Consider the following 12,684-nt stretch of genomic DNA (forward strand, 5'->3'; position numbering starts at 1 on the left):
GGTAACGATTGCTTGCTACAAAAGTTCCGGCGCGCGACGGCCGCGCAAGATGCGCGCCACCGCGGGTGGGGCCTGCAAGCGAGGGGGCTTGGTGGATAGCAAGGTGCCGAAGCAGGTTTGTTTGCCGGTTGAAGTCCGCCGCGCCGTGGTGGCGCCGGAGCGGCTTGCCGTACTGCACGGGCTTGACGCGATCGACACCGACTCCGATCCCGACTTCGATCGCATCACCGGCCTAGCCGCCGCCGTGATGCGGGCGCCGATCGCGCTCGTCACGCTGCTCGACACCGAACGACAGTGGTTCAAATCCTGTGTCGGCTTCAACGAGACCGAAACCGCGACCGACATATCGTTCTGCGCCCATACCATTGCCGCCGGCGGAGAGCCGATGGTGGTGCCGGATGCCAGCATCGACCCTCGCTTCTCCGGCAACCCGCTGGTCACTGGCGAACACCATGTCCGCTTTTATGTCGGCGCGCCGATGGTGGTCGCCGGCGCGCGCGTCGGCACGGTGTGCGTGCTCGACCGGGAGCCGCATGAATTTCCGTCCGCTGCCGCGCTCGATCATTTGAAATCGCTGGCCAGCCTCGCCGCCAGCCTGTTTACCCTCAAGGACGCCACCCGCAGCGGCGCCATTGCCACCGCTGCTTTGGCGCAGGAGGAAAAGCGCCGAGCTATAGCGCTCGACGCCGCCTCGCTCGCCAGTTGGGCCTGGGATATCCGCACCGACATGATCGAATGCGACGTGCGTTTGTCGGAGCTGTTCAACCTGCCCCGTTCGAACCGACTGCGGGCGCGCGACATTCTGGCCGCCATCGACCCGCGCGATGTCTACCAGACCGAGACGCGCTTTCGCGATGCCCTGACCGGCAGCGATGACTATTTCGGCGAATACCGGGTCAAAGGCTTCGATCCGCCGCGCTGGATAGTCACCCGCGGCCGCGTCATCGAGCGCGACGGCGAAGGCAAGCCGACGCTTATCTTTGGCGTCAACTACGACATCTCGGAACGCAAGCTCGGCGAGGACCGGCAAAGGCTGCTGCTGCGCGAGCTCAACCATCGGGTCAAGAACACGCTGGCGACGGTGCAGGCGCTGGCGACGCAGACCGTTCGCCACGCTCGCCGCCCAAGCGAATTCCTGGAAGCCTTCGGCGCCAGGCTGCAGGCGCTGGGCGCTGCCCATAACCTGCTGTCGGATCGCGAATGGCGCGGCATCGGTATTCGCGAACTGATGCAGATCGAGGTCAAGCCGTTCGATTCCGCAGAACGGCCGCGCATCGTGATCTCCGGTCCGGAGCTGCTGCTTTCGCCTGACCAGGCGGTGGGGCTCGGCCTGATCATGCACGAACTGGCCAGCAACGCGCTGCAATACGGATCGCTGTCGGTTGGCTCGGGGAAGGTCGATGTCGACTGGAAGGCGGCGGGCAAGAAAGGCGCGCGCCGCCTTGTGCTGACCTGGAGCGAAAGCGGCGGGCCGAAAGTCGACCCGCCGGAACGCCAGGGCTTCGGCTCTATCCTGATCCGCCGCAGCCTCGCCAAGGTTTTATCGAGCGAAGTGACCCACGAATTCCGCAGCGAAGGCGTGTTCGCCGAAATATCGATGCCGCTTGAAGATCTGCCGGCTTAAAGCAATTTCAGAAGTGCGAAGCGGTTTTCCCGGGAACAGCGTATCAGCGCGCGCGCTTTAGTCGGCTTCGCTGTCCGGATCGCCCCGGTCCGGCTTGACGTTCTCACGGTAGATGGCATAGGCCGCGAGCGCGATCATCGGGCCGAGAATGACGCCCTTCCCGCCTTTCCCCTTGAGCAAGGCCGGCAGCACGGCAAGCGCCGCGGTGATACCGAGCGCCTTCAGGTCGGCATTGCGCCTTCGCACACGTCGGCGTGCACGCGTTCCAGCCGCAAGTTGATGAATGAGCACGATAAGCCCGGCCAGTACCAGGAAACCAGCGGCGAAGCCAAGACAGGCGGCCATCGAGCCATAACGGTCAGCCGCCCAGATGTAGGCCGCCCCCAGGAGAAACCCGAGGCCGCACAGGGCAGCCACGGCGGCGAGCCCGTAGACGATTGCCGCCGTGCGCGCGCGGCGCATGGCGGCAATGGCTTCACCCGAGGCCAAGGCCGAGATAAGCGGTGCCAGCATGCCCATCTCTGTCGAAACTAGCGCCGGGCAAGAAGCGCAAACAGGAAGCCGACGCCGGCCGCGATCGCCAGTGAAGTGACCGGCTTCTCGCGCACATTGGCCGTGATCTGGGCCTCAAGATCCTTGGCGTTGCCACGCAGGCTGTCGAAGACGGCTTCGCCCTGCGCGCGCAACTGGTCGACGCCTTCGGCAGCAGCGCGCCGCGCCGTGCCGTAACCATGTTCGCCGGTCTTGGCCAATTGCTTGGTCAACTTTTCAATATCCGCCTTCAACTGCCGAATGTCGGCTTCCAGGTCGGCGTTCGTCTGACTTTCGTTGGCGGTTTTTCCTGCGGCAGTTGCCATTCTAAACTCCTTGCGTTTGCTTGGCTTCAAACGCCCGACACACGTCATGGTTCCGAAATCGGAGACCGTATCCATGAAAGGGTGTTTGCAAGTGCGAGTCCAGCCCCAGATGGAGGCCTGCCTGTCAGATCAGCGGCCGACGGCCTTCGCTTAGGCCCTCCCAGCGCGCGAGATCCTTCAGCCCCTCCCCGTCGATCACTTCGCAACCGCCGTCGCGCCAGGCGATCAGCTTGCGATCGATGAGCTTGCGGATCGTCTTGTTGGTGTGGACCAGCGACAGGCCGAGCGTATCGGCGACATGCTGCTGGGTAATCGGGATTTGCACCGGCGCCTTGCCGTTGAGCCCGACTGCCGCCGCGCGGCTGGCGATGAAGGCAATGAGATAGGCGGTGCGCTCGACCGCCGTGCGCCGACCGACGCTGAGCAGGTTCTCGTCCAGCATGCGCTCCTCGCGCGACGCCAGCCAGGTAATGTCGTAAGCAAGGCCCGGATGGTTGCGGTAGAGCTCGTGCAGGTTTTCACGCTCGAAGACGCACAACAGCATGGGCGACAGCGCCTCGACCGAGTGCTGCATTTCGCCCATCAGGCTGCCCTGCAGCCCGATAAGATCGCCGGGCATGGAGTAGTTCAGGATCTGGCGCCTGCCGTCCGACAATAGTTTGTAGCGGAAGGCCCAGCCCGAAAGCACGGTGTAGAGATGAGCACTTTGGCTGCCTTCGACCAGCACTGTGGCGCCCTTGTCGACGGCCAGTTCGCCCTTCTTGAACATGCTGACATAGGCAAGCTCCTGCTTCTCGAATTCCCGGAACACCGGCAATGGCCGAAGCGGGCAGATCTCGCATGGGTACTGACGGCTGGAAAACGAACGACCATTCTGGCCAGACATTTCGATCCCTCTTTCGAAAGTCTCTTGCCAGAGACTGAGTGCTACGCCTTTGCAAGGCCGCGGTTCCGCTGCCGATGGCATGTCTTTTTTAAATGACAGGATGGCAAATAGCGATCATGACTCGCTACACTCCATTGAGGCGAATTCGAAGCTCGCTTGTGGAGTAGAGCCGGTGGGCGAACTTTTCGGATTAAGGCCTGACCGATCCCCCCAAGGTCCGCGATGCGGTTGACTGGAGTCACTGTACCCGATGCTGCAAGAATTGAGGAGAGATTGCCAAGTGCCGCCATTGCTTGAGGGATTGCGAATTCTTGTCTTGGAGGATGAATTCCTGATCGCCATGGATGTCGAGCAGCTTTGCCGCGACCATGGCGCGAGCGACGTAGTGATTGCCCGCGCTCTGGCCGAGATCGATGAGCAGAAGGTCGTTGGCGAGTTCGACGCCGCTATCGTGGACCTCATGCTGGGCGGAACGTCCACACTCGACTTCGCCGCGCGGCTGCGCCAATCGGGCCTGCCGTTTGTCTTTGCCTCCGGCTATTCGGACCCCGATGAGATCAAAGGGTCTTTTCCCGGCATCCGCCTGGTCACCAAGCCTTATTCGGGGACCGATCTCGTCGAGGCTCTGGCGGCGGCCTGCGACCGCGCGCCAGTCTGAGATATCTTCGATGCGTATGTGTAGAGAGCCCAGGCCCGCAAACGGGGCCTCCGCCGTCAGGCAGCGTTTGAACCCGTCACCTGGGACGAGATCGCGTCCGGCCCGTATTCGTCTTCGCCGGAGATTTTGAGGATCTCCTGCAACCGCGTGCGGGCCCGGCTGACCCGGCTCTTGATCGTTCCGACCGCACAGCCGCAGATTTCGGCGGCCTCTTCATAGGAAAAGCCTGAAGCGCCGATGAGGATGATGGCTTCGCGCTGGTCCTCGGGGAGTTGCTCGAGCGCGCCGCGAAAATCCTTGAGGTCAAGCTGGCCGTGCTGAGCCGGATGAACGGCAAGCCTGGCCGTCATGATGCCGTCGCTGTCCTGCACCTCGCGGCCGCGCTTGCGCATCTGGGAATAGAACTCGTTGCGCAGGATGGTGAACAGCCATGCCTTGAGATTGGTGCCGGGTTGAAAGCTCTCATGCTTGTCCCAAGCCTTGACCAGCGTCTCCTGCACCAGATCGTCGGCCTTGTCGGCATTCTGCGTCAGCGACACGGCAAAGGCCCGCAGGCTCGGGATCGAGCCGAGCAGGTCGGTCTTGAACCCTTGTGAGACAGCTGCCATGCCTCAGTCCTTCTTCTGTGCGGGTTCGGCCTTTTCCAGTTGGCTGAGCAACTGGGCAAAGCGATCCGGCACATTGTCCGAGACCAGCTCGTCATAATATTGTTTGAGTTTACGGCCAATTTCCGAATTCGCCCCGAGCGGGTCGCCGGAATTGGCCCGGCGCCTGTCAGCGGCGCCAGCCAGCGTTTCTTTATTCATGTCCTTCATTTCGCCCTTAAATCCAGCGCCCCGAGCCGCCCCATTACACAACGCAAAGCGGCCCCCTCGTCTGGTTGCCCATCGCACCACAAACGTCGCCCGTGCAGTTTCGTTCCACAAGTGTCGGAACTTTTTCGCAAAACCCGCGTTTGGGTGTTGGGGCTTGCAATCAGCTTGACCTGCAATCTATGCAATCACGTCATCTGAGGGAGACGTCTACCATGAGCCTTTCCGCAACCATCGCTCCGCACCTGCCGTTCCTGCGCCGCTTTTCACGCGCCGTATCCGGATCGCAGGAGAGTGGCGATGCGCTGGTAGCCGCGATGCTCGAAGCCATCATCGCCGACGTCGACATCTTCCCGCAAGCGTCAAGCGACCGCATCGCGCTCTACAAGGTATTCGCCAAACTGTTCACCTCCATTGCCATCCGCGTTCCGCAGGAGCAGGCGCAATCGGCATGGGAGCAGCGCGCCGCCGCCAATCTGAACGCCATTGCGCCACGGCCACGCCAGGCTTTCCTGCTGGTCGCGGTCGAAGGCTTCGGTGAAGACGAGGCAGCTGAAATTCTCGATGTCGACGCCAAGGAATTCTCCGAACTGCTTGCCCAGGCGAGCAATGAGATCTCTCGCCAGGTGGCGACCGATGTGCTGATCATCGAGGACGAGCCGCTGATCGCCATGGACATCGAGGAAATGGTCGAGAGCCTCGGCCACCACGTGGTCGGAACCGCGCGCACCCATACCGAGGCGGTGGCGATGTTCGGCAAGACAAGGCCGAAGATGGTGCTGGCCGACATTCAGCTTGCCGATGGCAGCTCGGGTATCGATGCGGTCAACGAAATCCTGTCGTCGACTTCGGTGCCGGTAATCTTCATCACCGCCTTCCCCGAACGTCTGCTGACCGGCGAGCGGCCTGAACCGGCCTTCCTCGTCACCAAGCCGTTCAATCCCGACATGGTCAAGGCGCTGATCAGCCAAGCGCTGTTCTTCGACCGGCAGGCCAAGGCCGCCGCGTGAAGTAGGGCCTTCAATCTCCAACTTTTCGCCGCCTCGCAGCGTTGGCGGCACTGGCGATCGCCTAACCCGGCGATCGGCGGCTGCCCGTCGCGCCGTATCGCGCTCACGCGCGCGAATCAATTCGCGTCCGGGCCTCTTCCAAAGACCTTCTTTTTCGGCAAATGGTGGAACAAACAGCAATCACTCACGTTCTTGATCCAGTATCGGAAGGAGACAGATCATGCTCTACTGGGCGCTCGTATTTCTCGTCGTGGCGATCATCGCCGGCGCGCTTGGTTTCGGCGGCATCGCCGGTACCTCGGCCGGTATCGCGCAAATATTGTTCTTCATCTTTCTCGCCTTCCTCGTCATCTCGCTTCTGGCCGGCCTGTTCAGACGGGCATCGTAGGAGCGGGCGAAGAACACTGGAAGCCGCACCCCTCAAACGGTTTCCAGCCACCGCCGGGCGATGTCCTCCAACGGGACATCGTCCGGCGGACCTTTTCTGGGGACCTACTCAGGAACTGAGTCCAAGTGAATCGTTCGGTCCTGATCAGGTGGACAGGTGATTGATGCGTTCCATTGGCGGAGGCGAGAGCGGACAGGGCGACGAGGTGATCGCACTGCACCCGGCTGAAAGCGGAATGCAGCTTGGCCGGGCCTTGCTTCACGCTCTGCACAATGCCGGCATTTCCGTCCTCTATCAGGATCGTGAATTGAAGACTGTATGGGCCCGCAACATGCGTGCGCCGTGGGTTTCCGACACAGCCGACAGCAACGGCGCGTTGCCACCGGCGCAAGCTGAGCAAATCGCCGCCGCCAAAAGCAATGTGATCGCTTCCGGCAATCCGGAACGCCTTGAACTGAGTGTTCCCACCGGTGATGGCATGCGCTGGTTCCAGGTATGGGTCGATGCCGATCGGGGCCATCGCGGCGACGTTCAGGGCGTCGTCACCACGATGGTGGAAACCACCGAGCAGAAACGCCGCGAACAGACGCTGAAGACGCTGTTGCGCGAAGTCAGCCACCGCTCCAAGAACCTGTTGGCCATCATCCAGAGTATTGCCACCCAGACCGGCCGCTATTCCGAGACACCCGACGATTTCCTGAAGCGCTTTCGCGGCCGCCTGCAGTCACTGGCTTCCTCCCAGGATCTGGTAACGTCGTCGAACTGGCGGGGTGCAGCACTTCGCGAGCTTATCCGCGGCCAGGTCGTTCGCTACGGCGCCGATCCCGCGCAGAGCCTGCGCTTCAATGGCGTCAACCCCTACCTCAATCCCAACGCGGCCATTCATATTGGACTGGCAATGCACGAACTCGCCGTCAATTCATTCAGCTACGGCGCCCTGGCGCGGCCGGACGGCTTTGTCGAGGTAACCGCCGATCTGTCGAACGTCGCAGAGGCCGCAGACAAGCCGGCTTTGTCGCTGACCTGGGTCGAGGCCATTGTCGCCAATGATAACAGGCGCACCGAGAAACGCTTCGGCAGCGTTGCCCTCGAACGTGTCGTGCCGGCATCGCTGAACGGCACGGCGACGCTGGAGATCACCAGTGACCGCCTCGAATATCGCCTCGTCGTTCCGCACGGCAATTTCGAAACCGAATGAGCGGCGGGATTCCTTAACCGGCTGTTCACCATAAAATCCGATGCTGTGGTTCCCAGAGATTGCTGGATCTTGACCGATTCAACTGATGTTTCGGCCGCAGCCTGCAACGCGAGTATGGGAGGAATGATCATGACGGTTGCCGATATGAACAGGCTGGAGCAGGCCGCCCGGGTCTCGATGAGCGGCTTTCAGGATCCTGATGCTTCAGCCTCGCCTTTGCAGCACGCCTGGCATCCCTTGCTTCGCTTCGCCGCTGTCGCGCTCGTCGCCGCTGTTGTGCTGATCGTGGCGTCGCAATTGGCCTGAGCCAGATGCTCAGGTTCACGCCGCTCTCAAGCAGCCCGGCTCAGAAGCTGTCCAGTTCGTAGCCAACCAACTATTAGCACTCTTTGCGGCACAGGAACTTTGACGGCTGTGGACCGTTCTTATGGCGAGAGGACGTGTCGCCGTGGAACACATCGCCGCTTTGCTTTTGGTAATTGGCTGTTCGAACAACATGACCGAATGCCGTGAACTGCCGGTGCCGGTCAGCGTTTTCGAAACCGCCGAAGCATGCACGGCAGAACGTCCATTCGCTGCCGGCGACGTGCAGGATCAGGCCGAGCACGTCGTTGCCAAATGTCTTACGGTCGACCCCGCGCTGGAGGATGATTACGACCAGATTGTCTGGAACGTGCGCCCGGACGGTTCCCTCGACGCGTCTTTGCAGATTTCCAGTGTCGTGGTCGCGTCGAACGCCACGCGCCGCGAAAAAGACTCTCTTAGCCAACAATAAGATCGAGCGGGCAAAGGCTGCTGTTTCGTGCTAAATAGCGGCTGGAGCTTACTAAAGTGAGGACAAAAGTGAGGAGAGATTCTATGCGGAAATTGATTATTGCCATGGTTGCGGTGGTCGCCGTCAGCGGCTGCAGCACGACCGAGCAGGATGTCGGTGTCGGCGCCGGTGTCGGTGCTTTGGCCGGCGGACTGATCGGCGGCGGCAAGGGTGCGCTGATCGGCGCAGCCGTTGGCGCCGGTTCCGGCCTGCTGGTGCGCAACCTGCGCAACGGCTATTGCCAGTATCGCGACAATCGCGGCCGGCTCTACACCGCTCGCTGCTGATCCGCTTCAAAAGCGTCAGACAATCGCGACGGAGACCGGTCAGCCGGTCTCCGTTTGTTTGACTGCATCAGGCTGCGGGATCCTGATTTCCACCGTAAACCCATCGGCGCGAAAATCTCGGGCAATCGTGCCGCGCAACTCGCGCGTGACATTGAGGTCGATCAGCTTGGTGCCGAAGCCGGTCTTCGCCGGCGCTTCGAGTTCCTTCTGCCCGGCCTCGCGCCAGTTCAGAACCAGCATCCGCTCGGACCCGCGCCCCTCGAACGACCAGTCGACCTTCAGCGCACCCACGGAATTGCCGGCCTCGCCATATTTCAGCGCATTCGTCGCCAGTTCGTGAAAGGTCAGGCCAAGCGCCTGCGTCGTCCTCTCGTCGAGCAGCACCTGAGGCCCTGACAATATCCCTTCCGGAAGCTCCTTGCCGAATACCTGGCCGAGCTCGATGCGCAGCAGGTCGCCAAGATCGGCCTTCTGCCAGCGCGAACGCGTCAGCATGTCCTGGGAAGCCGCCATTGCCTGCAGGCGGGCCGAGAAGGAAGTTGAGAACTCCTGCACGTCGGTTGCTTGCGCCGCCGTCTGGCGCGCAATCGCCAGCACCCGCGTGATCGAATTCTTGATTCGATGCTTCATCTCCTGCAGCATCAAATCCTTTTCGAGCACGCTTTTTTCCGTCGTTTCATGCAGCAGCGACTTGGCGTCGTAGGCGCGCTCCTGGTAGCGGGCCACCAACGCTATGGCGCCGGCCAGAAGCAGGCCGAACAGCCCGAGCATGACCGGAATGGCGCGCGAGGACGGTTGCGAAAATGCACTTGTCGGCCGAAACAGCACCGTCCAGGGCCGACCGGCGACGATGATCTTGCGCGTCACCAACAGCCTGTCGCCAAAGCTCGCAACCGGCGGCGTCTCCGACTGGAACAGAAGATTGTCGGCGTCGGCCGTGCCGTCATAGATCGCGGTGTTGACCGGCAGCAAAGGCGTGCGGCTGAGCGCGGTCTGGAACAGGTCGCGGGCGCGGAAGGCCGCGTAGAGAAGGCCTGATGTCGATGATCTGGACGCATTGATACCATCCGGCGCGGTTTCGACATTGAGCCTGACGAAGACCAGGAAACCGGTAAAGGTCTGCGCCGCGCCAGTGTCCTGGCCGAGCTGGACCAGACCGCTTGCGTGCTGTGCGTCATCGGCCATCGCCTTTTCGATCGCCTCGCGCCGCACCGGCTCGGTGAACATGTCGTAGCCGATGGTGGATTCGTTGGCAGGGTCGAGCGGCTCGAACAGCACGACGGGCGTGCGCCATGGCTGTGTCGTGTCCGGATAGACCGTGTGGGCGGCGCCGCGGTCGCGCAACATGTCGCGCTCGACCGCCGCTTCGTCACCGGTCTTGGCCAGCCTGAGATAGCCGATGCCGCGCAGGCCGGCGAAATTGTTATCGACACCGAGGGCGCTGAAGAAGGCCTTGAATTCGCTACCTGAAATCTCGCCATTGCGGGCGTCGAACAGCGCCTGCGTCGAGCGCAGCAGTGACAGATGCAGATCGATACGGCTTTCGATGCGGTTGAGCGCGTCGTCGGCCGTCGCCTCGAACTTGATGCGCGCCGCTTCCTGGGTCGCGAAATAGGCGAAGCCCGCCATCGTCAGGCTGATCAGTGCAACGGCAATGAAGGCAAGGATCGGGAAAAACTTCTTCAACGCAGGCCCATGGACGGTTCGGGACCTTTATGGGCAAGTCGCCGCGGCAAGACAATGGCGCGGCCAAGCCATAATGACAGCTGGCATATCATGCATATTTAGCCGGCTTATCGATCTCGAGCATCAGTGAATACGACAGCTGACGATAGCGTGGTCTCAGGCCGCGATCTTCAGCGCACCCGGACCGGGAATGGCGCCGGGCGGGCACTTTCCCAGGATGATCATGCCGAGCACTTCGTCCTGGGTCACATCGGTGGTGCGCGCGGTGCCGACGACCTGGCCGTTCTTCATTACGCAGACTCGGTCGGCAAGCTCGAACACGTCGTGAATGTCGTGGCTGATCAGGAAAATGCCGATGCCGTCGGCCTTGATCTGCTTGACCAGTTCGCCGACCTGCGCCGTCTCCTGCGGCCCAAGCGCGGCCGTCGGTTCGTCCATGATCAGGATGCGGGCGTTGAACAGGATGGCGCGTGCGATCGCCACCGACTGGCGCTGGCCGCCCGACAGCTTGATTACCGGCTCCTTGAACCGCTGGAAGCGCGGATTGAGCCGGCTCATCACCTTGCGCGCCTCGGCCTCCATGGCGACATCGTCGAGTGTCCCCCACGCGGTCATCAGTTCGCGGCCGAGGAAGAGGTTGGCGGCAGCGTCGACATTGTCGGCCAGCGCAAGCGTCTGGTAGATCGTTTCGATGCCGTATTTCTTGGCGTCGCGCGGAGTGGAGATCGAGGCCTCCTGGCCGTTGACCAAGATCTGGCCGGCATCGCGCTTGTAGGCGCCCGACAGGATCTTGATCAGCGTCGACTTACCGGCGCCGTTGTGGCCAAGCAGCGCCACCACTTCGCCCGGGAAAAGATCGATGGACGCATCGTCGACGGCGCGAATGCCACCGAACGCGATCGAGATGTTGCGCATGTCGATCAGTGGCGTACCAGTGGGAGCAGTTTTTTCCATAATCGTTCCTCCCTAGACGCGCTTGCGGTAGACGGTGTCGAGCCAGACGGCGATGACCAGGACAGCGCCAACGACAATGCTCTGCAGCGGCGAGTCGATGCCGAGCAGCACCATGCCGGATTGCAGCGACTGCATCAGAAGCGCGCCGAGCATGGCGCCCATCACCGTTCCGGCGCCGCCCGCGAGCGACGTGCCGCCGATGACAGCGGCCGCGATCACCAAAAGCTCGTCCAGTGTGCCCAGCGCATTGGTTGACGCATTGAGACGGGCCGACGAGATCGCCGCGCTGATTGCAGCCAGCACACCCATGATCATGAACACCTTCATGGTCACCCAGCGCGTGTTGATGCCGGCGAGTTCCGCTGCCTCCGGATTGCCCCCGATGGCGAAGACATAGCGGCCGAAACGCGTGCGCTTGGTGATGAACGTCATGATGATGCCGACAATCACCGCCATCAGCACCGGTATGGCGATGCCATGCGCGATGAACAGCCCGCCTTCGGGAACGGTGATGCCGTTCTGCTGTGCATACTGGCGCACGATGCCGATCGGCCATGGATAGGAATTGGCGATCCACACGGCGCCGAGGATGGCCGCGCAAGCGACCACGCCAAGCAAGGTCTCGGCCCAGACGGGGCGCAGTGGAAAGCTGAAGCGCTTGCGTTGCGAGCGGCCGTTGAGCAGCGCGAAGGCGACCGCTGCGCCGGCGACGATGCCGACGATCCAGCTGGCAGCGGCGCCAATCGAGCCGCGTGGTCCGCCGCCCATCAGCTGGAAGGTGGCGTCGAGTGGCGCGACCGTGCGCCCGCTGGTGATGAGCCATGCCATGCCGCGCCAGACCAGCAGGCCACCAAGCGTCACGATGAAGGCCGGAACCTGCATATAGGCGATGATGAAGCCCTGGAACGCGCCGATCAGCAGACCAAGCACCACGCCGGCGGCAAGCGCGATGATCCAGAGCCAGGGGTTTCCAAGCTGGAAGCCGATGATGCGAATCAGGAATTCGGCCTGTGCCACGCCCATGATCATGCCGATCACGCCTTCGGCGGAGCCCACCGAAAGGTCGATGTTGCGCATGACGATGACCAGTACCATGCCGGTCGCCATGATCGCGACCGAGGACGTCTGCACCGACAGGTTCCAAAGATTGCGCGGCGTCAGGAAAAGCCCACCCGACAGGATATGTATGCCGACCCAGATGACCAGCAGCGCGCCGACCATGCCGAGCATGCGCGTGTCGAGCTCGGTCGCTTTCAGGAACCGGGCGACCGCGCCGAGTTCAGACGCTCGTGCCGTATCGGCCTGCGGATTTGAGGTCGTGTCGGTCATGATGTCCTCCAGCGGCTTGCCGTCTGGCGCGGATGCCGGACCACAGCCTAGAAGTTTGCCGCCGATGGCGGAAACACACAATTCTCGTAGAGAAACCCGCCCGGGGGTTCACTCCCGCCGCCCGCCGTGCATACCTTAGGGAGGGGACGTTAGAACCCCGCGGCCTCCCGGGGGGCCGCCC

Annotated in this window: 16 protein-coding genes; 8 read left to right on the forward strand and 8 right to left on the reverse strand. The window is 62.2% G+C overall.

The window, feature by feature from the left end; all coding sequences use genetic code 11:
- The first annotated feature begins 49 nt into the window (after positions 1–49).
- On the forward strand, positions 50–1,624 hold the full coding sequence (locus NKH35_RS23290) for an HWE histidine kinase domain-containing protein (protein WP_081740630.1): 1,575 nt from the start codon (positions 50–52) through the stop codon (positions 1,622–1,624).
- A 57-nt stretch (positions 1,625–1,681) separates the two neighbouring features.
- On the opposite strand, the gene NKH35_RS23295 is transcribed toward NKH35_RS23290, so the two are convergent.
- The 3 genes from NKH35_RS23295 to NKH35_RS23305 all read right to left on the reverse strand — a co-directional run bounded on the left by NKH35_RS23295 (position 1,682) and on the right by NKH35_RS23305 (position 3,367).
- The gene (locus tag NKH35_RS23295; protein WP_352916580.1) at positions 1,682–2,143 is read right to left on the reverse strand and encodes a hypothetical protein; all 462 of its coding nucleotides are present in this window, start codon (positions 2,141–2,143) and stop codon (positions 1,682–1,684) included.
- An 11-nt stretch (positions 2,144–2,154) separates the two neighbouring features.
- Entirely contained in the window at positions 2,155–2,481 is a 327-nt protein-coding gene (locus NKH35_RS23300; RefSeq protein ID WP_023670092.1) for an ElaB/YgaM/YqjD family protein, read from the reverse strand.
- Between the two features lie 124 nt (positions 2,482–2,605).
- Positions 2,606–3,367 carry a Crp/Fnr family transcriptional regulator gene (locus NKH35_RS23305; RefSeq protein ID WP_023670093.1) on the reverse strand — a complete coding sequence of 254 codons (762 nt, stop codon included), beginning with the start codon at positions 3,365–3,367 and terminating at the stop codon, positions 2,606–2,608.
- A 280-nt stretch (positions 3,368–3,647) separates the two neighbouring features.
- Here NKH35_RS23305 and NKH35_RS23310 point away from each other — a divergent pair, with 280 nt between their 5' ends.
- Complete coding sequence (locus NKH35_RS23310) at positions 3,648–4,025, forward strand: response regulator (RefSeq protein WP_352916582.1); 378 nt, start codon at positions 3,648–3,650, stop codon at positions 4,023–4,025.
- A 56-nt stretch (positions 4,026–4,081) separates the two neighbouring features.
- On the opposite strand, the gene NKH35_RS23315 is transcribed toward NKH35_RS23310, so the two are convergent.
- Both NKH35_RS23315 and NKH35_RS23320 read right to left on the reverse strand, forming a co-directional pair.
- Positions 4,082–4,633, reverse strand: a complete 552-nt coding sequence (locus NKH35_RS23315; protein WP_023670095.1) for a sigma-70 family RNA polymerase sigma factor — start codon at positions 4,631–4,633, stop codon at positions 4,082–4,084.
- Positions 4,634–4,636: 3 nt separating this feature from the next.
- Positions 4,637–4,840, reverse strand: coding sequence for a NepR family anti-sigma factor (locus tag NKH35_RS23320; protein ID WP_023670096.1), 204 nt, complete (start codon positions 4,838–4,840; stop codon positions 4,637–4,639).
- Positions 4,841–5,052: 212 nt separating this feature from the next.
- Between NKH35_RS23320 and NKH35_RS23325 the strand changes: the two genes are divergently transcribed.
- The 6 genes from NKH35_RS23325 to NKH35_RS23350 all read left to right on the forward strand — a co-directional run bounded on the left by NKH35_RS23325 (position 5,053) and on the right by NKH35_RS23350 (position 8,534).
- Positions 5,053–5,847, forward strand: a complete 795-nt coding sequence (locus NKH35_RS23325; RefSeq protein ID WP_023670097.1) for a response regulator — start codon at positions 5,053–5,055, stop codon at positions 5,845–5,847.
- A 220-nt stretch (positions 5,848–6,067) separates the two neighbouring features.
- Positions 6,068–6,235, forward strand: coding sequence for a DUF1328 domain-containing protein (locus NKH35_RS23330; protein WP_023670098.1), 168 nt, complete (start codon positions 6,068–6,070; stop codon positions 6,233–6,235).
- 163 nt (positions 6,236–6,398) lie between these two features.
- Positions 6,399–7,433: a sensor histidine kinase gene (locus NKH35_RS23335; protein ID WP_023670099.1), complete on the forward strand. Its 1,035-nt coding sequence runs from the start codon at positions 6,399–6,401 to the stop codon at positions 7,431–7,433.
- 129 nt (positions 7,434–7,562) lie between these two features.
- Positions 7,563–7,739: a hypothetical protein gene (locus tag NKH35_RS23340; protein ID WP_023690108.1), complete on the forward strand. Its 177-nt coding sequence runs from the start codon at positions 7,563–7,565 to the stop codon at positions 7,737–7,739.
- A 142-nt stretch (positions 7,740–7,881) separates the two neighbouring features.
- The gene (locus tag NKH35_RS23345; protein ID WP_352521767.1) at positions 7,882–8,208 is read left to right on the forward strand and encodes a hypothetical protein; all 327 of its coding nucleotides are present in this window, start codon (positions 7,882–7,884) and stop codon (positions 8,206–8,208) included.
- An 83-nt stretch (positions 8,209–8,291) separates the two neighbouring features.
- Positions 8,292–8,534, forward strand: a complete 243-nt coding sequence (locus NKH35_RS23350) for a YMGG-like glycine zipper-containing protein (RefSeq protein ID WP_023670102.1) — start codon at positions 8,292–8,294, stop codon at positions 8,532–8,534.
- 39 nt (positions 8,535–8,573) lie between these two features.
- On the opposite strand, the gene NKH35_RS23355 is transcribed toward NKH35_RS23350, so the two are convergent.
- The 3 genes from NKH35_RS23355 to NKH35_RS23365 all read right to left on the reverse strand — a co-directional run bounded on the left by NKH35_RS23355 (position 8,574) and on the right by NKH35_RS23365 (position 12,503).
- On the reverse strand, positions 8,574–10,220 hold the full coding sequence (locus NKH35_RS23355; RefSeq protein ID WP_352916584.1) for a CHASE domain-containing protein: 1,647 nt from the start codon (positions 10,218–10,220) through the stop codon (positions 8,574–8,576).
- A gap of 156 nt (positions 10,221–10,376) precedes the next feature.
- On the reverse strand, positions 10,377–11,174 hold the full coding sequence (locus NKH35_RS23360; protein WP_023734644.1) for an ATP-binding cassette domain-containing protein: 798 nt from the start codon (positions 11,172–11,174) through the stop codon (positions 10,377–10,379).
- Positions 11,175–11,186: 12 nt separating this feature from the next.
- On the reverse strand, positions 11,187–12,503 hold the full coding sequence (locus tag NKH35_RS23365; RefSeq protein WP_023734645.1) for a sugar ABC transporter permease: 1,317 nt from the start codon (positions 12,501–12,503) through the stop codon (positions 11,187–11,189).
- Positions 12,504–12,684: the final 181 nt, after the last annotated feature.

This window comes from Mesorhizobium sp. M1143 (genome assembly GCF_040318435.1).
GTDB lineage: Bacteria > Pseudomonadota > Alphaproteobacteria > Rhizobiales > Rhizobiaceae > Mesorhizobium.